The 17,487-nt window shown below is 60.3% G+C and carries 13 protein-coding genes, 3 tRNA genes and 1 pseudogene; 8 read left to right on the top strand and 9 right to left on the bottom strand.

Annotation, left to right across the window (positions count from 1 at the left end; translation table 11 throughout):
* Positions 1-730 precede the first annotated feature (730 nt).
* The 4 genes from RRH01S_RS32460 to tig all read left to right on the top strand — a co-directional run bounded on the left by RRH01S_RS32460 (position 731) and on the right by tig (position 4,500).
* A complete protein-coding gene (locus RRH01S_RS32460; protein ID WP_042477564.1) occupies positions 731-1,870 on the top strand; it encodes a DUF2157 domain-containing protein in 1,140 nt (379 codons plus the stop codon).
* Complete coding sequence (locus tag RRH01S_RS32455) at positions 1,867-2,490, top strand: GDYXXLXY domain-containing protein (RefSeq protein WP_012651320.1); 624 nt, start codon at positions 1,867-1,869, stop codon at positions 2,488-2,490. Before RRH01S_RS32460 ends, RRH01S_RS32455 begins: the two co-directional genes overlap by 4 nt.
* A 144-nt stretch (positions 2,491-2,634) precedes the next feature.
* Positions 2,635-2,719, top strand: a tRNA-Leu gene (locus tag RRH01S_RS32450).
* Positions 2,720-2,994: 275 nt separating this feature from the next.
* On the top strand, positions 2,995-4,500 hold the full coding sequence (tig, locus tag RRH01S_RS32445; protein ID WP_042477561.1) for a trigger factor: 1,506 nt from the start codon (positions 2,995-2,997) through the stop codon (positions 4,498-4,500).
* A 93-nt stretch (positions 4,501-4,593) separates the two neighbouring features.
* Here tig and RRH01S_RS33855 read toward each other — a convergent pair whose 3' ends face one another.
* The 7 genes and pseudogenes from RRH01S_RS33855 to phaC form a co-directional block, all read right to left on the bottom strand.
* Positions 4,594-5,052, bottom strand: coding sequence for an endonuclease domain-containing protein (locus RRH01S_RS33855; protein WP_080705531.1), 459 nt, complete (start codon positions 5,050-5,052; stop codon positions 4,594-4,596).
* Between the two features lie 95 nt (positions 5,053-5,147).
* A complete protein-coding gene (sthA, locus tag RRH01S_RS32440) occupies positions 5,148-6,551 on the bottom strand; it encodes a Si-specific NAD(P)(+) transhydrogenase (protein WP_042477558.1) in 1,404 nt (467 codons plus the stop codon).
* 110 nt (positions 6,552-6,661) lie between these two features.
* Positions 6,662-7,258 carry a dual specificity protein phosphatase family protein gene (locus RRH01S_RS32435; RefSeq protein WP_007690991.1) on the bottom strand — a complete coding sequence of 199 codons (597 nt, stop codon included), beginning with the start codon at positions 7,256-7,258 and terminating at the stop codon, positions 6,662-6,664.
* Positions 7,259-7,518: 260 nt separating this feature from the next.
* Positions 7,519-8,370: pseudogene (gene radC / locus RRH01S_RS32430) on the bottom strand (RadC family protein).
* Positions 8,371-8,373: 3 nt separating this feature from the next.
* Positions 8,374-9,210 (bottom strand): type I methionyl aminopeptidase, encoded by an 837-nt coding sequence (gene map / locus RRH01S_RS32425; RefSeq protein ID WP_007690993.1) that lies wholly within the window; start codon positions 9,208-9,210, stop codon positions 8,374-8,376.
* Between the two features lie 2 nt (positions 9,211-9,212).
* On the bottom strand, positions 9,213-9,962 hold the full coding sequence (sfsA, locus tag RRH01S_RS32420; protein ID WP_042477554.1) for a DNA/RNA nuclease SfsA: 750 nt from the start codon (positions 9,960-9,962) through the stop codon (positions 9,213-9,215).
* Positions 9,963-9,974: 12 nt separating this feature from the next.
* Positions 9,975-11,822: a class I poly(R)-hydroxyalkanoic acid synthase gene (gene phaC / locus RRH01S_RS32415; protein WP_042477551.1), complete on the bottom strand. Its 1,848-nt coding sequence runs from the start codon at positions 11,820-11,822 to the stop codon at positions 9,975-9,977.
* A 159-nt stretch (positions 11,823-11,981) separates the two neighbouring features.
* Here phaC and RRH01S_RS32410 point away from each other — a divergent pair, with 159 nt between their 5' ends.
* The 4 genes from RRH01S_RS32410 to recJ all read left to right on the top strand — a co-directional run bounded on the left by RRH01S_RS32410 (position 11,982) and on the right by recJ (position 17,119).
* Positions 11,982-12,431 (top strand): hypothetical protein, encoded by a 450-nt coding sequence (locus tag RRH01S_RS32410; protein ID WP_042477548.1) that lies wholly within the window; start codon positions 11,982-11,984, stop codon positions 12,429-12,431.
* Positions 12,432-12,653: 222 nt separating this feature from the next.
* Entirely contained in the window at positions 12,654-13,874 is a 1,221-nt protein-coding gene (locus tag RRH01S_RS32405; protein WP_012651323.1) for an LL-diaminopimelate aminotransferase, read from the top strand.
* 63 nt (positions 13,875-13,937) lie between these two features.
* Complete coding sequence (locus tag RRH01S_RS32400) at positions 13,938-15,257, top strand: homoserine dehydrogenase (RefSeq protein WP_042477545.1); 1,320 nt, start codon at positions 13,938-13,940, stop codon at positions 15,255-15,257.
* Between the two features lie 56 nt (positions 15,258-15,313).
* Entirely contained in the window at positions 15,314-17,119 is a 1,806-nt protein-coding gene (gene recJ / locus RRH01S_RS32395) for a single-stranded-DNA-specific exonuclease RecJ (protein ID WP_110924693.1), read from the top strand.
* Between the two features lie 59 nt (positions 17,120-17,178).
* Here the strand turns inward: recJ and RRH01S_RS32390 are convergent.
* Positions 17,179-17,253: transfer RNA gene (locus tag RRH01S_RS32390), tRNA-Glu, on the bottom strand.
* 119 nt (positions 17,254-17,372) lie between these two features.
* Positions 17,373-17,448: transfer RNA gene (locus RRH01S_RS32385), tRNA-Glu, on the bottom strand.
* Between the last annotated feature and the right edge of the window lie 39 nt (positions 17,449-17,487).

Below are 17,487 nucleotides of genomic sequence, written 5' to 3'. Positions count from 1 at the left end.
TGCATATCACGGCGGCGTGACGGCGGCTCTCGGATCGTTTATTCGGCCAAATATAAGTACTTACGCCCAGTTGTCGGGCAATTGCCCGGATATTGTCCGCGTCCTGCCATGATCCTTGAACTCTTTCGAGCCATATTGTGTCGAAAAGATCGCTGAGGGCGGGTCGACGAAAATTTCGCGCCTTGCGGCTCTCGCGTCGGCTCGCCTTGCGTCGTCACGATGAAAAATGACTCACGGACGAGAATTGATGATCTTCAGGGAGCTAAACGATTTAATCGGGGTAAAAAATAACGCCCACCGCGGGAGGAGGATGCGGTGGGCGTCATTTGTGGTGATTGACGACTGGGAGGAGGAGTGTCGTCAATCTATCGGAGTGCACTGGGAGGAGGAGTGTGCGGCCCCGAATTCCATATGAGGAAATCATTCCTCAGGCTCTTTCCAGCTTGCGCCGAAGCGGCGCGCCACTGCCGTCCTTTGATGGGATATCAATAATATGACTTTTGAATTTTGTGCAACGCAATAATTTCATGGGAGGTATGTTGGTTGCGCATGTCTTTGTCGAGCTTTGCGCACCAGCGAACATAATGGCGAATGGAGTCTTAATGCTGCATTAATATGAGACGGTTCGCCGGCAATTTTCAGGGGGCGGGATGCGGGCATGTGGCCTCGATTGCATTCCATTATGGGATAGGACACGTTGAGGTAAGGGAATCGCAGTCGGGAGCGCGCGATGTATCGGGGTAGGCTTGAGTGTGATCTGAAGATCTGGGTCGACAAGGGGCTGGTCGATGCGCCGGCGGCCTCGGCTATCCTGGGCGAATATGACAGCCGGCCCGCAAGCTTCAGCGCCGGTCGCGTGCTGACTGTGATGGCGGCGCTCTTGGTCGGTGCAGCGATTCTGCTCTTCGTCGCCTCGAATTGGGAAGCGATTCCAAGGATCGTCCGCCTGCTCGGGCTCGTCGCGCTGATCTGGGCGTTTTATCTTGGCGCCGCCTATCTGTTTGCCCGTGGCCGCGCGACTATCGCCTCGGCATTGCTGATTCTGGGGACAATGACCTTCGGCGGCGCCATGTCGCTGGTCGGCCAGATGTACAATATATCCGGCGATGTGCTGACGATGATGATCGTCTGGTTCGCAACCGCCGGTATTGCCGCAGCGCTGTTTCGTTCGTCTGCGCAGGTGGCTCTTGCCGGTTTTCTCGCATGGGGCTTCTGCGGCTTCTATCTCTCGGATCACTCCGATGAGTGGTACGGTGTCATGCCCTGGGTTCCGCCGATCATGGCGGCGATCATCATCGTTCTCGTTCGATATGTCGATGTGCCCCGGGCGCGGCATCTCGCTTATCTCATGCTGGTCGGTTGGTTGACATGGCTTTTCGCGCAGTATGAGGGCCTGCACGCTGCCATCCTGCTGGCCGCTGCGGGCTTGATCGCCTTCCTGGCGGTTAGCCTTCCGGTTTCGCCCTTGGCGCGGATCGCCCGGACGGCAGGCGCGGCACCCGCCTTCTATGCTTTCCTTGTGGGTGCCATCGGACTCCTGGCGATCCACGGAGAGATTTCCGGCGGTTTTTTTGAGAATGACATCTGGGTTCAAAACAAGCTGCCGCTCGTCGTGCTCGCCTTTATAACGTTGGCAAGCGCGATCATCGCGATCATTCTCGGCGGTCGCGACAATGGTGCCCTGCGTTATCTCGCCTATTTCGTCTTTGCCTGCGAGATCCTCTATCTCGCGAATGAAACGGTCGGCTCGATCATCGGCACGTCGGGCTTTTTCCTGATCAGCGGCATGCTGGTTGCGATTGCCGCCTGGCTGGTCATCCGGCTGGAGCGGCGATTTTCCCATGGTGACGGGCAGGGGGACAAGGCATGACGTTGATCGCTGATACGAAAGCCGCCGGAGGCAATTTCGCGCGCCGCATGTGGATCGCCGCCATTATTGTTGCCGCCCTGCAGACCGCTGTGCTCGGCTATATGGTCGGTGAGAGGGCCTGGGGCTTGAGAGGCGGTGTCGAGGTCCTGCTGAAAACTGCACCGGTCGATCCGCGCGATCTTCTGCGTGGCGACTACGTCACCTTGAACTACGATATCTCCCGGGTTCCCATCTCGACGCTGGTGGACGGCCCGCCGAAGAAGGGCCTGAATGCTCCGATCCTGTCCGTTCGCCTGAAGAAGCAGGACGACGGTTACTGGGGCATTGTCGAATCATCATTTGGAGCGCTCGATCCGAAGCCTGACACGGTCGTCCTCAAAAGCTTGCCTTTCGTCGGTTATGTTTTCGATGGCGAGCCGACCGATCCGTCGCAGGCGATGATCGGGGTTACCTATGGCATTGAGCGCTATTACGTGCCCGAAGGCCAGGGGCGCGATATCGAGAGTGCGCGCAACGAACATCGCGTCGCGATTGCTGCCCGCGTCTCGTCCGATGGTGTTGCGCATATCCGAAGCCTGCTTCTCGACGGCAAACCGCTGTATGAAGAGCCGCTTTATTGACCGGCTTGCACTATAAAACCGAACAACCTTCCCGGACGGTCGTGGAACCGTCATTTTTCCTTTGCGTGGTTTAAAACGGGTGTTATAGAGACGCCGCGCTCCGGAAGGCCCCATGAGCAGGCATTGCCATGCGGTTTTGGGAACGCGGGTATGGTGAAATTGGTAGACACGCCAGATTTAGGTTCTGGTGCCGCAAGGCGTGGGAGTTCAAGTCTCTCTACCCGCACCAAGGCTGCCTTGTGGACGGGGGAGGCTTAACGGCCTGTCTCCTGGCCCGCTGTTGGAAGCGCCATTCTGCCTGGAGCATCCCGTTTTCAAATTGAAAGCGGACAAGATGTTCCGGATTCAAAGAGGTAGAGCGGCCTTTGCGCGTTCGTTCGAACGCGCGGCGCTCTAGCAGAATGATAAGGAATTGCATCCAAGCCACGCTCGGGATTTTCCGGCGTCGTGCTCATCGTAACGAACGGCTGTCTGGGCACGGCCGCCATGAATGAAGGTAGGACAATGCAGGTTATCGAAACGCTCGCTGAAGGGCTGAAGCGCGAAATCAAGGTGGTCATCTCCGCCAAGGACATGGAAGGCCGGATGAACGAGCGCCTGGCCGAGGTCAAGGACAAGGTCCGTATCAACGGCTTCCGTCCGGGCAAGGTGCCGGTTTCGCATCTGAAGAAGGTCTACGGCAAGTCGATCATGGCCGATCTCGTCAACGAGATCGTTCGTGACCAGCCGCCGGCAATCCTGACCGAGCGCGGCGAAAAGTCGGCAACGCAGCCGGAAGTCGCCATGACGGAAGACAAGGACGAAGCTGAAAAGATCCTGGCCGCTGAAGCCGATTTCGAATTCACGCTTTCCTATGAAGTCATCCCGGCGATCGAACTGAAGTCGGTCAAGGGCGTCAAGGTTACCCGCGAAGTCGCCGAGATCGGCGAAGACGAAGTGACCGAGCAGATCTTGAAGATCGCTGAAAGCGCTCGCAGCTACGAAGCCAAGAAGGGCAAGGCCGCCGACGGCGACCGCGTTACCATCGATTACCTCGGCAAGGTCGACGGCGTAGCCTTCGACGGCGGCAAGGACGAAGATTCCCAGCTGGTCATCGGCTCCAACCGCTTCATCCCGGGCTTCGAAGAGCAGCTCGTCGGCGTCAAGGCTGGCGACGAGAAGACCATCACCGTGACGTTCCCGGCTGAATACCCGGCCAAGAACCTCGCCGGCAAGGAAGCCACCTTCGACATTACCGTCAAGGAAGTCGCAGCTCCGGGCGAAGTCGAAATCAACGACGAACTCGCCTCCAAGCTCGGCCTCGAATCGGCTGACCGCCTGAAGGAAATCGTTCGCGGCCAGATCGAAAGCCAGTACGGCTCGGTTACCCGCCAGAAGGTCAAGCGTCAGATCCTCGACCAGCTCGACGAGATGTACCAGTTCGACACCCCGCAGAAGCTGGTCGACGCTGAATTCGCCAGCATCTGGCGCCAGATCCAGACCGATCTTGCCGAATCCGGCAAGACCTTCGAAGACGAAGACACGACGGAAGAAAAGGCTCGCGAAGAGTACCGCAAGCTGGCTGAACGCCGCGTCCGCCTCGGCCTCGTTCTCTCCGAAATCGGCGAAAAGGCCGGCGTCGAAGTCAGCGAAGACGAACTGCAGCGCGCTCTCTACGCTCAGCTCCAGCAGTTCCCGGGCCAGGAAAAGGAAATCCTGGACTTCTTCCGCAACACGCCGGGCGCTTCCGCCAACCTGCGCGCGCCGATCTTCGAAGAAAAGGTCATCGATCACCTGCTGACCGAAGTCGACGTTACCGACAAGACCGTTTCCAAGGAAGCGCTGCTGGCTGACGACGAATCCGAAGACAAGCCGGCTGCAGAGAAGGCTGCTCCGAAGAAGAAGGCTGCCAAGGCCGAAGCAACGGAAGCCGCAGCCGAAGGCGAAGAAGCTGCCGTTCCGAAGAAGAAGGCTGCTCCGAAGAAGAAGGCTGCTCCGAAGAAGAAGGCTGCTGAAGACAGCGCCGAGTAATCGGTTCTCTTTCAGGATGAAATCAGGCCCTGCCGTTCGCGGCGGGGCCTTTTTCGTTGGGTTGCAAGGGAAAAGAAAAGCTCCCTCTCCCCGTCAAAACGGGGAGAGGGTCGGGGTGAGGGGCTTCAGACTATCCGCGAACATTGAAGCATAAAATCTGGGCGCGGGCGCGAAGCGCAGATCAGATGTTTCAACCGCATCGACAAGACGGCCATCGCAAACGGCAAGAATTGTCGCCAAAATCGATGGAGTTACCCTCAGCACGTCGGCATTCCTAAACCGGACAACAGACCAGCCTTCGTTATTCATCAAGGCATCACGCCGACGATCCCGGAAATTGTTGATGTGCGATGCGCCATCCACTTCGACCACGAGGAGCCTTTCACGGCAGGCAAAATCGGCAAAGTAGGGTCCTACGGGGTGCTGCCGGACAAACTTCAAGCCATTCAAACGGTGATCGCGCAATTCGGACCATAACTTTGCTTCCGCATCATTATCCGATTGGCGCAGAATCCGGGCTCGTTGTGTTGTTTCTGATTTAGGACCACGCAATTGACTGTCCCCGTGAACGGCCCCTCACCCTAACCCTCTCCCCGTTTTACGGGGAGAGGGGACTATTCCGCAATTGCCGGGATCACCCGCACCCCTCACAGCTCCGACTTGATATCGCCCATACGGTTCCATGCATCCAGGCCGGCGATCTTGTAGGCTTCGGCGAGTGTCGGGTAGTTGAAGGTGTTCTCGACGAAATATTCGACCGTGCCTTTGAGGTTCAGGACCGCCTGGCCGATGTGGACGAGTTCGGTCGCCCCTTCGCCGACGATATGGACGCCGAGCAGGCGGCGGGTCTTCAGCGAGAAGATCATCTTCAGGAGGCCGGTATCGAGACCCATGATATGACCGCGCGATGTCTCACGGAAACGGGCGATACCGCATTCATAGGGGATGTGGCGTTCCTTGACCTCTTCCTCGGAGAGGCCGCAGGTAGAGATTTCCGGCACGGCGTAGATGCCGTAAGGGAAGTATTTCGGCGGTTCCTTGGCGATGGCGCCGACGGCGACGCGGGCGGCGATGCGGCCCTGTTCCATCGAGGTGGACGCAAGGCTCGGGAAGCCGACGACGTCGCCGGCGGCGAAGATATGGGGAACCTTGGTGGCAAAGGTTTCGGGGTTGACGCTGAGACGGCCACGATTGTCGGCCTCGAGCCCGGCAGCGGCAAGGTTCAGCGTGTCGGTGGCGCCCATGCGGCCGGCGGCAAACAGCACCATGTCGGTGACGATGCGGCGGCCATTGTCGAGTGTCAGCTCCACCTTGCCGTCCTGGCGGACGACCTTCTCGGCCTTCTGCCCTAGCAGCAGCTTCATGTTGCGGTCGCGAAGCTGGTAGATGAAATCCTCGACGATTTCCTTGTCGATAAAATCGAGCATGGTCGACTTTGGATCGATCAGCGTCACCTGCGTGTCGAGGGCGCTGAAGATGGTCGCATATTCGATGCCGATGACGCCGGCACCGATGACGACCATCGAGCGGGGCAGCGTCTCGATCTCCAGCAGCTCGTCGCTGTCGAGAACGGTCTTGTTGTCGAAGGGCATGTAGTCCGGCCGGAACGGCTTGGTGCCGACCGCAAGCAGGATGCTGGTGCCGGTGACATAAATGACTTCGCCATCGTCCTTGACCACCTGCATGGTCTGGGGATCGATGAAGCTCGCCTTGCCGCGAATGTGCTGCACGCGATTGCGGGCGAACTGATGCTCCAGCACTTCGACTTCATGATCCAGCGTGATCAGCAGGCGGCGGCGCAGGTCCTCGGCGCTGATCTCCTGCTTGACCCGATAGGCGCGGCCATAGAAGCCGCGCTCACGCCAGCCGGAGAGGTTGAGTGCGGTCTCGCGCAGCGTCTTTGAAGGAATGGTGCCGGTGTGAACGGAAACGCCGCCTACGCGCTTGCCCTGTTCGATCACAAGCACCTTTTTGCCAAGCTTGGCAGCCTGAATGGCGCCTCTGCGGCCAGCAGGGCCGCTACCCACGACGAGGAGATCGAATTGGTCCATCGGGAAGCCTCGGATGTTTGATTACGGAATCAATGTCGCAATGCAACATGCTGTCCGTCAACCGGTAGCTGCTCAATGTTACAGATTATCTAACGGGAAAGGTCCGATATTCAGGAGTTTGAAAGGCCGAGCCACGGCTCTAGCTTTTCAAACGTCCGATCCATCGCATAGGCACGGGTGAAGGAAAACGGCAGGTGCCCGTAAATGATCGACATCTGGCTCTCCGCGGTCGCTTCGCCGGTCTTGGCAATCGCGGCGAGATAGAGGGCCGAAGCCAGTCCGGTGCGGTCTGAACCCGCCTGGCAGTGGATCAATAACGGCTTGGGCGCATCGCGCATGATCTCGACCAGCTGGGCGGCCTGGGCCTGGGTCAGTTCGTGGGCGGAGGACATGCGGAAATCGATATGATCGATATTCAGTTCCTTGGCCTGGGCGACTTCGCTGTCGTACCAGGCGTGGCCGGTATTGTTGCCGCGCAGGTTGATGATGGTCTTGATGCCATATTGCTTCTGCAATTCCGCAATTGTCGATGCTGACGGCTGCGATGAGCGGTAGACCTCGCCCGCGATGACCGGATGAAAGTTCGTCGTCCAGAGCATATGCGCGTAGAAGCCGGTGGCGATCAGCGCGAAGGGGGAGAGTGCGAGAAGCACACCGCGGCCGATACGGCGCAAGCGACGAAAAAGCGGCGATGGGGTCTTCGGCATGTGATCTCCGTGAGCGTCGAGCTAGGAACGACAAGGCGCAATCAAAACAACGGCTTCCTTCGGCAGGCCCGCCGATGTGGAAGCTTCGTCCTTTTGCCAGATCATCCTGACGCCTACCTGAAAAATGCCGATGGAGATCGTGGAGTGGAGATGGAAGGTGCCGCCGGCAGCCGGCGGTGCTATCTACCTGGAAAAAGATCATTAGAAACAAAATGATATGAATATATTCTAATGTAACTTCTTATGCTGATGAAAGCGATTTAGAACAATCTGAGCGCCTTGAAGCTGACATGGCCGTTCTTGCCGATGATAATATGATCGTGAACGGCGATGCCCAAGGGGCGGGCGGTCTCGACAATCGTCTTCGTCATGTCGATGTCGGCGCGCGAGGGCGTGGGGTCTCCCGAGCGATGGTTATGGACGAGAATGACGGCGGTGGCCGAGAGTTCGAGCGCTCGCCAGACCACTTCGCGCGGTTAGACCGGTGTATGGTCGACCGTGCCCAGGCCCTGTATCTCATCGGCGATCAGGGCGTTGCGCTTGTCGAGAAACAGAATGCGGAATTGCTCGCGCGTCTCGTGCGCCATCGCGGTGTGACAATAATCGATCAGCGCCTTCCAGGAGGAGAGTACCGGTTTGCCCGTCAGCTCGCTCTTCAGCATGCGCTGCGCAACGCTTGCCACCAACTTCAGATCAAGCGCTACCGCTTCGCCGACGCCGTTCACCTCTTGCAGCAGATTGGTCGACGCACCGAAGACGCCACCGAGCGTGCCGAAGCGCGCAAGCAGCGCCTTGGCGATCGGCTTGGTATCGCGGCGCGGAATGAGCCTGAAGAGCAGCAGCTCGAGGATCTCGTAATCGGCGAGCGCCGTATCGCCGCTGTCGCGATAGCGATTGCGCAGGCGCTCGCGGTGGCCGTGATAATGGGCCTCGGGCGTTACCGGCGTGCTCGGCGGCTTCGCCGGTTTGTTGCGTTGGGTGGGCTTGGCGGCCTGAGGGGCAAAGAACAGCCGCTCGTCGAAAAGCGACGCATCCTCAAGCCCATCCGTCACCCCGCCGCCATCGAAGGGCATGTCACCATGTCCGGAGGAAGGAGCGAGGCGTTTCGCCATGAATTATGCCTGCAGCGGCGGCAGGCCGGGACGGTCGAGACCGCCGGGCGACAGGGTGAAGATCTCGCAGCCGGTGGCCGTGATGCCGATGGTGTGTTCGTATTGCGCTGAGAGCGAGCGGTCACGGGTGACGGCGGTCCAACCGTCGCCAAGCACCTTCACATGCGGCCGGCCGAGATTGATCATCGGCTCGATGGTGAAGATCATGCCTTCGCGCATTTCCGGGCCTTCGCTGGCGCGGCCGTAATGCAGAATGTTCGGAGAATCGTGGAAGAGGCTGCCGACGCCGTGGCCGCAGAAGTCGCGAACGACGGAGCAGCGCTCCGCTTCGGCAAAGGTCTGGATCGCCTCGCCGATGGCGCCAGTCCGGGCGCCGGGACGTACGGCCGCGATGCCGCGCATCAGCGATTCGTAGGTGACTTCCAGCAGCCGCTCCGCCGAACGCTTGATTTCGCCGACCGGATACATGCGGCTGGAATCGCCATGCCAACCATCGAGCACATAGGTCACGTCGATGTTGACGATATCGCCGTCGCGCAGCGGCTTGTCGTTGGGGATACCGTGGCAAACGACGTGGTTGATCGAGGTGCAGGATGATTTCGTATAACCGCGATAATTCAGCGTCGCCGGATAGGCGCCGTGATCCATGCCGAATTCAAAAACGAAGCGATCGATAACATCGGTCGGCACGCCGGGCGCGACGATCGCGGCGAGTTCGTCGAGGCAGCGGGCGGTGAGCTGGCACGCCTTGCGCATCCCCGCGAAGGCATCCGGGCCGTAGAGGCGGATTGCGCCCGTATTCTTCGCCGGCGCGGTCGCCGCCTCAATGTAGTTCACCATGATCAGCCTTCAGCAGAAATTTTATACTTGGTATTTAATGCAGCTATGCCGGGTTCGTCTATCGGGATCAACCCTGCGGGCGTTATTTCCGTGGGCGAAACCCTGCATTTCAGCGCGTAGACTTCGACACCGCGCTTCAAGGCCCGTTGGAACGCGGTGGCGTAGACCACATCGAGATCGCCACAGACCCGAAAGCGGTCGCAATCGTGCCGTTGGATCACGAACAGCATGACGGCGCGGTGCCCCGCATCCGCCATATCGCCCAGTTCTTCGAGGTGCTTGGCGCCACGCGCCGTGACCGTATCGGGAAACTCGGCAAAACCCGGCTCGCGCATGAAATGCACATTCTTGACTTCGACATAGGTGGTTGTCCTGAGCGGGTCGGTCAAGAGCAGGTCGATGCGGGAGTTGCGGCCGTAATTCTGTTCGCGCCGAACCGTCGTATAGTCGCCGAGATCGGAGATTTGGCCAAGCGCGATGGCTTCCGCCGCCGTTCGGTTCGGCATCGCGGTGTTGACCCCGACCGTGGTACCGTCGGCTTCGATCAATTCGAAGACATGGCGATATTTCCGCTTCGCACCCTCGTGCTCCGACAGCCAGATGCGGGACCCAGGCGTCGTCAGGCCCTGCATCGAGCCGGTATTCGGGCAGGAACCGGTGATGATCTCACCGCTCTCCAGCTCAGCGTCGAAGAGAAAGCGCTTGTAGCGGGCGATCAGCCGCGCGGGAACGAGGGGCGGGTTGAAGAGCATGAGTATTGCCGCTCAGGCGCGCTCCATCACGAAGCTGCCGGGTGCTTCCTCGAGAGCATTGAGGGCAGCACCACCTGGCTTACGGGCCTCGGCCATGCGGCTGTCCTGCTTGAGGATCCAGGCATGCCAGTGCGGCCACCAGGAACCGGGCGTTTCGCTGGCTTCGGTCAGCCATTGATCATATTCGCCCTTGATGGGGCCACCGGTCCAGAACTGATATTTGTGCTTGTCCGGAGGGTTGACGACGCCGGCAATATGGCCGGAGCCCGTCACGACGAATTCCACCGGCCCGCCGAAGAATCCGCTGCCGACGAAGACGGATTTGGCCGGCGCGATATGATCCTCGCGCGTCGCCAGATTATAGACGGGGATCTTGACGTCCTTCAGCGACAGCTTCTTGCCGTCGAGGACCATTTTGCCCTGGCTGAGCGCATTGTCGAGATAGCAATTGCGTAAATAAAACGAATGGTTGGCGGCAGCCATTCGTGTGGAATCCGCGTTCCAGAACAGGAGATCGAAGGGCAGGGGATCCAGGCCCTTCAGATAGCTGTTGACGAAATAGGGCCAGATCAGCTCCGAGGCGCGCAACATGTTGAAGGCGGCGGCCATCTTTGAGCCTTCGAGGTAGCCGATCGCGTTCATCTGCTCTTCCAGCGCCTCGATCTGCTCCTCGTCGACGAAGATCTTAAGGTCGCCGGCAAAGGTGAAATCGACCTGAGTCGTCAGGAAGGTCACCGTGCGGATACGCTTGTTCTTTTCCTTGGCGTGCAAGGCGAGCGTGGCAGCGAGCAGCGTGCCGCCGACGCAATATCCCACAGCATTGACTTCGGTCTCCCCGGTCGCCTTCTCGATCGTCTCCAGCGCGAAATCGATGCCCTCGCGTGCATAGGACGTCCAGTCCTTGGCCGCGTGGCGGCGATCCGGGTTCACCCAGGAGATGACGAAGACGGTGTGCCCCTGTTCGACACACCATTTGATGAAGGATTTCTGCGGGTTGAGATCGAGAATATAGAATTTGTTGATCCAGGGCGGGCAGATCAACAGGGGCCGTTTCAGCACCTTATCCGTTGCCGCATCATATTGGATGACCTGGCAGACATCGCTTTGTGCGATCACCTTGCCCGGCGTCAGCGCCATGTCCCGTCCGACGACGAATTTCGTCATGTCGGTTTGGCGCACGCGCAGTTCGCCTTGCCCGGCGCTGATGTCCTCGGCAAACATCTTCATGCCGCGCACCAGGTTTTCCGCATTGGAGGCGACCGTTTCGCGGTAGAGCTGTGGATTGGTGGCAATGAAATTAGCCGGCGACAGCGCCGCAGTGATCTGCTTGGTGTAGAAAGCAGCCTTGTGACGCGTATGCTCGTCCAGCCCCTCGGCGTCGGTGACCAGCTTCTCCGCCCAGCCCGCAGTCAGCAGATAAGTCTGGCGCAGAAAATCGAAGAAGGGGTTCTTCTGCCAGTCCTCATCGGCAAAACGCTTGTCCTTGATCGGCTCGGCTTCAGCCACGGCGGGCGAATCGCTGCTGAGGCGCTGCATGGTTTTCGTCCACAGGCCGAAATAGCCAGACAGCAGATAGGTTTGCGCCTCCAGCGTCCGGCGCGGATCGGAAAGCCAGTATTCGCCGATCTTGGAGAGCGTCTTGACCATATCGGTGACCGGGTCGGCGACGGTGTCGACCTTTTCGCCGCGTTCTCGCGGCGCAAGCCAAGCGGAAGCGGCCTTGCCGAGGTTTTCAAGCGCGTGGGCAAAGTTCACGGCCATCGCCTCAGGATCCCTGACGATATAGGGTTCGACCGATTTCGGATCGAAACCGGGAAAGGCGCCGTTGCCTTCACTTTTGTCCCGCTTGCTGTCGGTCACGCATCATCCTCCCGGCGGCAAATCTCTTTTGTTTTCCATTTGTACATCTTGCTGGAAAAGGAATACAAGTCGAATGAAACGCAACCCTGCTCTTGCTTTGCCGCTGCGACAAATTTAACAGTCGCATCCCACAGCAAGGGAATAGGGCAGGACGACAATATGGGCGGCGGCATGGTGGCAAGACTAAACCGGTATTCAGTACTTAGCGGTGCTTTGTTCGGCATTCTCGCGCTGGCGCTCGCCGGTTGCTCGACCCCTGAGGAAAAGGCGGCCTTTGCCAAGCGCAAGCAGGCGCCGCAGGCCGTGGTGGTCAGGTCCGTCGATGGCAAGCCCGTCGACGAGGGCAGCACGCAGCAGCATTACAAGGACGGCTATCCCTCCTTCAACGCTCCGCCGACTGCGGCGAATGTCCAGATCAACGACCAGCAGGCATCCGATATCGGCAAGCAGCTGACGTCGCTCGGCGCACAGCGCAAGGCCGGTACGATTTCGGAAGCCGAATACCAGAAGCGCGTTGCCGACATGCGCAAGCTTGCCGCCGAGCACGGCCAGGATACGCTGTCGGAAATTCAGCAAGGGGGCGCACAGCCCGGTCAGACGCAGAATTAGCCTTGCGTTTCAGGCAATTTGGACGCAAAGCGTTCGGATAGGCCGAATTTCGATGTTTCTTCCTGGTTGAGAACGCTTTGCGTCCCCAGCCGCCCAAGATTCACCGTATCCTTCGTGTCAGCTTGAGTGCGGTGCCGCGATTCCGGAGTTCATATCGCGGGTCACCGGGAGATCAACGAACTTCATTGCGGTTGCAAGGGCCGCTGTCCCATGGGGAAATAAATGGAAGAGTTTCATAAAGTCCGGCGTTTGCCGCCTTACGTCTTCGAACAGGTCAACCGTTTGAAGGCCAGCGCGCGAGCGGGCGGGGCCGACATCATCGACCTCGGCATGGGCAATCCGGACCTTCCGACCCCCAAGGCTATCGTCGACAAGCTGTGCGAAGTGGTCCAGGACCCGCGCACGCATCGCTATTCCTCCTCCAAGGGCATTCCCGGTCTGCGCCGCGCGCAGGCCGCCTATTATGCCCGCCGTTTCGGCGTGAAGCTCAATCCGGATACGCAGGTGGTCGCCACCCTTGGCTCCAAGGAAGGCTTCGCCAATATGGCGCAGGCGATCACGGCGCCCGGCGACGTCATCCTCTGCCCGAACCCGACCTATCCGATCCACGCTTTCGGCTTCCTGATGGCAGGCGGCGTCATCCGCTCGATGCAGGTCGAGCCGGACGATAGCTTCTTTCCGCCGCTCGAGCGCGCCGTGCGCCACTCGATTCCGAAGCCGCTGGCGCTGATCATCAACTATCCGTCCAACCCGACGGCCTATGTCGCGACGCTCGATTTCTACAAGGAAGTCGTCGCCTTCGCCAAGAAGCACGACATCATCGTGCTGTCGGATCTCGCCTATTCGGAAATCTATTTCGACGACACCCCGCCGCCGTCGGTTCTTGAAGTGCCGGGCGCCATGGACGTCACCGTCGAGTTCACCTCAATGTCGAAGACTTTCTCTATGCCCGGCTGGCGCATGGGCTTCGCCGTTGGCAACGAGCGCCTGATCGCCGCCTTGACGCGCGTGAAGTCCTACCTCGATTACGGCGCCTTCACGCCGATCCAGGTGGCGGCAACCCATGCGCTGAACGGTGACGGTTCCGACATCGCGGAAGTGCGCAGCATCTACAAGCGTCGTCGCGACGTGCTGGTCGACAGCTTCGGCAAGGCTGGCTTCGAGGTGCCGCCGCCGGCCGCGACTATGTTCGCCTGGGCCAAGATCCCTGAGAAATTCCGCCATCTCGGCTCGCTGGAATTCTCCAAGCTGCTGGTCGAAAAGGCCGATATCGCAGTCGCACCGGGCATCGGCTTCGGCGAAATGGGCGACGATTACGTTCGTATCGCGCTCGTCGAGAACGAGCATCGCATCCGTCAGGCGGGGCGCAATCTGAAGCGCTTCCTCTCGACTGCGGACGAGACCATGCATAATGTGGTTTCGCTGAACGCTCATCGTTCTTAATTTTTTTTCGCGGCAGCCGTTCCCGCGGCTGCCGTGCCCCAAGATATTGATCAGGAACTATCCATGGCAGATGCCCTCAAAATCGGCGTTGCGGGCTTGGGCACCGTTGGTGCCTCGCTCGTTCGTATCATTCAGAGCCGCGCCAACGAGCTTGCCGTCACCTGCGGCCGCCCGATCAAGATCGTCGCCGTCACGGCGCGTGATCGCACCAAGGATCGCGGCATCGACCTCACAGGTATCGAATGGTTCGGCGGTCCTGTCGATCTGGCGCAGAAGGCCGATATCGATGTGTTCGTTGAGCTGATCGGCGGCTCCGAAGGTGCTGCCAACGCTGCCGTGCGCGCGGCACTTGCGCGTGGCCTGCATGTGGTCACCGCCAACAAGGCGCTGCTCGCCTATCATGGCGTCGAGTTGGCCGAAATTGCCGAAGAGAAGGGCGCGCTGCTCAACTTCGAAGCGGCGGTTGCCGGCGGCATTCCCGTCATCAAGGCGCTGCGGGAATCCTTGACCGGCAACACGATTTCGCGCGTCTACGGCATCATGAACGGCACCTGCAACTACATCCTGACCCGGATGGAGAAGGAGGGCCTGTCCTTCGCCGATTGCCTGAAGGAAGCCCAGCGTCTCGGCTACGCCGAAGCCGACCCGGCCTTCGACATCGAGGGCAATGACACCGCCCACAAGCTCGCCATCCTGACGACGCTGGCCTTTGGCAACCGCATCGCGGCCGACGACATCTATCTCGAGGGGATCACCAATATCTCCATCGAGGATATCCGCGCTGCTGCCGACCTCGGCTACCGCATCAAGCTGCTCGGCGTCGCCCAGCGCACCGAAACCGGCATTGAACAGCGCGTCCATCCGACGATGGTGCCGCTCGATTCGGTCATTGCCCAGGTCGATGGCGTCACCAATGCCGTGGCGATCGAATCCGACATCCTCGGCGAATTGCTGATGGTCGGCCCAGGCGCCGGCGGCAATGCGACAGCTTCCTCCGTGCTCGGTGATATCGCCGATATCGCCAAGAGCCAGCCGGGTGCGCAGCGCGTGCCGGTGCTCGGCCACCCGGCCAAGGCGCTGGAGCCCTATCGCAAGGCGCAGATGCAGAGCCATGAGGGCGGCTATTTCATCCGCCTGACTGTTCTCGACCGCACCGGCGTTTTCGCCAGCGTCGCGACCCGCATGGCGGAAAACAACATTTCGCTGGAATCGATCGTGCAGCGCTCGACGCAGCACCTGTCGCCGTCCCATCACCAGACGATCATCCTCGTCACCCATGCGACGATGGAGGATTCGGTGCGCAAGGCGGTCGCCGCGATCAAGAACGAGGGCTATCTCGTCGGCGAGCCGCAGGTCATCCGCATCGAGCGGCCAAAGGAATAATCAGACACGCGGCCAGTTCCGGTAAAGCGGAGCGGGACCGCTCAATTCTGGGAGACATGGTGGAACAACCGGCAGATCCTGTGCAGCGGGCATTTCTGGGCGTCGAACGCTCCGTGTCCGGCAATCGCTGGGTCTCCCGGCTCGACCAGGCCGGCCAGAACCGGGCGCTGGCCATGGCCCAGACCCACGGTCTACCGGATCTGATCGCCCGCGTCCTTGCCGGCCGCGGCGTCGGCGTCGACGAGGCCATGGCGTTTCTCGATCCGACCATCCGCAGCCTGATGCCGGATCCCTATTTGCTGACCGATTGCGAAAAAGCAGCCGGGCGCCTGCTGCGTGCCGTCAAGACTGGAGAGACCGTCGCGATCTTCGGCGACTACGACGTCGACGGTGCCGCGTCTTCCGCGTTGCTCTACCGCTTTCTCACCCATTTCGGCGTGCCGGCCAGCATCTATATTCCCGACCGCATCTTCGAAGGCTACGGCCCCAACCCTGCCGCCATCAATCAGCTCATCGACAACGGCGCGACGCTGATCGTCACCGTCGACTGCGGCTCCACCAGCTTCGAATCGCTGGAGGCGGCAAAGGCCCGAAATATCGACGTCGTCGTCATCGACCACCATCAGGTCGCGCACGAGCTGCCGCACTGCTATGCACTGGTCAATCCGAACCGCGAGGACGATCTGTCAGGGCAGGGGCATCTCTGCGCTGCAGGCGTCGTCTTCCTCGTTCTGGTCGCGGCCTTGCGGCAGCTGCGCGAGGCGGGCGATGTCCGCGTCCGTACCATCGATCTGCTTGCCTGGCTCGATATCGTCGCCTTGGCAACGGTCTGTGATGTCGTGCCGCTGAAGGGGCTCAACCGCGCCTACGTCGTCAAGGGCCTGATCGCCGCCCGCCATCAGGGCAACCCCGGCCTTGCGGCGCTGTTCCGCAAGGCGGGCCTCGGTGGCCCGGTATCGCCCTATCATTTCGGCTTCCTGATCGGCCCGCGCATCAATGCCGGCGGCCGAATCGGCGATGCAGCACTCGGCGCGCGCCTGCTGACACTCGAGGATACCAGCGAAGCCGAGATCATCGCCGAGAAGCTGGACGAGCTGAACCGCGAGCGCCAGGCCATGGAAGCCGCCATGCTGCAGGAGGCGGAAGCTGAGGCGCTGGCGGAATACGGCAATGGTGACGGCGCTTCCGTCATCGTCACCGCACGGGAAAATTGGCATCCGGGCATTGTCGGCCTGATCGCCTCGCGGCTGAAGGACAAGTTCCGCCGCCCGGCCTTCGCGATCGCCTTCGATCCCATGGGCAAGGGTACCGGTTCGGGCCGCTCGATCAACGGCTTCGACATGGGCCGCATGGTGCGCGCCGCCGTCGATGCTGGTCTGCTGGTCAAAGGTGGTGGCCACGCCATGGCGGCGGGCCTGACGGTGGAGCGCGGCAATCTCGGGAAACTGCGCGCCTTCTTCACCGAAAAGGCGGAGAGGCAAGTACCAGGCCTCGTCGCCAACGAAACGCTGAAGATCGACGGCGCGCTCGGCGCCAGCGGCGCGACCGTGGATCTGATCGACCAGCTCGAAACTGCCGGCCCCTATGGCTCCGGCCATCCGCAGCCGATCTTCGCCCTGCCGAGCCACCGCCTGCGCGATTCACGCCTGGTCGGCCAGTCCCACATCAAGATCACGCTGGAAGCCCAGGACGGCGGCCGCCTCGACGGCATCGCCTTCCGCGCCGCCGAGACGCCGCTCGGCGAACTTCTGATGTCGTCCCGCGGATCGCAGGTCCACGTCGCCGGCACGCTCGGCGCCGACCACTGGCAGGGCAACCGCCGCGTTCAGCTGCGTGTCACGGATGCGGCAAAGGCGCCTTGAGCGCAAAGCGGTATCGCCACGATAGCGATGCGAATTCAATGATTTCAGGGGAAAGACAGTGGCACGCCCTAGGGGAGTCGAACCCCTCTTTACAGAATGAAAATCTGTCGTCCTAACCGATAGACGAAGGGCGCGTGCTGTGGCGCCCTTATAGTCAGCACCTTTTGATCTCGCAAGCAGAAAATCGAGAAAAATCCACGGCTAGAGGCAGATTTTTCGATGCGATTGTGGAAAAGTTCGAGGCAATTCCGTTTGGTACGCCCTAAGGGAAGTCGAACCCCTCTTTACAGAATGAGAATCTGTTGTCCTAGCCGATAGACGAAGGGCGCGTGATGCGCTCATGGCTTGAGCGAAGAGGCGGAACAATG

Origin of the sequence: Rhizobium rhizogenes NBRC 13257 (assembly GCF_000696095.1) — a bacterium.
Lineage (GTDB): Bacteria > Pseudomonadota > Alphaproteobacteria > Rhizobiales > Rhizobiaceae > Rhizobium > Rhizobium rhizogenes.
Note: the sequence above shows the minus strand (reverse complement) of the source record. Positions and strands in the feature narration are given on the sequence as shown.

Bases quoted from the DNA above. Each gene is read 5' to 3' on its own strand.
- RRH01S_RS32460 (WP_042477564.1), top strand. From the start codon at position 731: ATGTATCGGGGTAGGCTTGAGTGTGATCTGAAGATCTGGGTCGACAAG.
- RRH01S_RS32455 (WP_012651320.1), top strand. From the start codon at position 1,867: ATGACGTTGATCGCTGATACGAAAGCCGCCGGAGGCAATTTCGCGCGC.
- tig (WP_042477561.1), top strand. From the start codon at position 2,995: ATGCAGGTTATCGAAACGCTCGCTGAAGGGCTGAAGCGCGAAATCAAG.
- sthA (WP_042477558.1), bottom strand. From the start codon at position 6,551: ATGGACCAATTCGATCTCCTCGTCGTGGGTAGCGGCCCTGCTGGCCGC.
- RRH01S_RS32435 (WP_007690991.1), bottom strand. From the start codon at position 7,258: ATGCCGAAGACCCCATCGCCGCTTTTTCGTCGCTTGCGCCGTATCGGC.
- map (WP_007690993.1), bottom strand. From the start codon at position 9,210: ATGGTGAACTACATTGAGGCGGCGACCGCGCCGGCGAAGAATACGGGC.
- sfsA (WP_042477554.1), bottom strand. From the start codon at position 9,962: ATGCTCTTCAACCCGCCCCTCGTTCCCGCGCGGCTGATCGCCCGCTAC.
- RRH01S_RS32410 (WP_042477548.1), top strand. From the start codon at position 11,982: ATGGGCGGCGGCATGGTGGCAAGACTAAACCGGTATTCAGTACTTAGC.
- RRH01S_RS32405 (WP_012651323.1), top strand. From the start codon at position 12,654: ATGGAAGAGTTTCATAAAGTCCGGCGTTTGCCGCCTTACGTCTTCGAA.
- RRH01S_RS32400 (WP_042477545.1), top strand. From the start codon at position 13,938: ATGGCAGATGCCCTCAAAATCGGCGTTGCGGGCTTGGGCACCGTTGGT.
- recJ (WP_110924693.1), top strand. From the start codon at position 15,314: ATGGTGGAACAACCGGCAGATCCTGTGCAGCGGGCATTTCTGGGCGTC.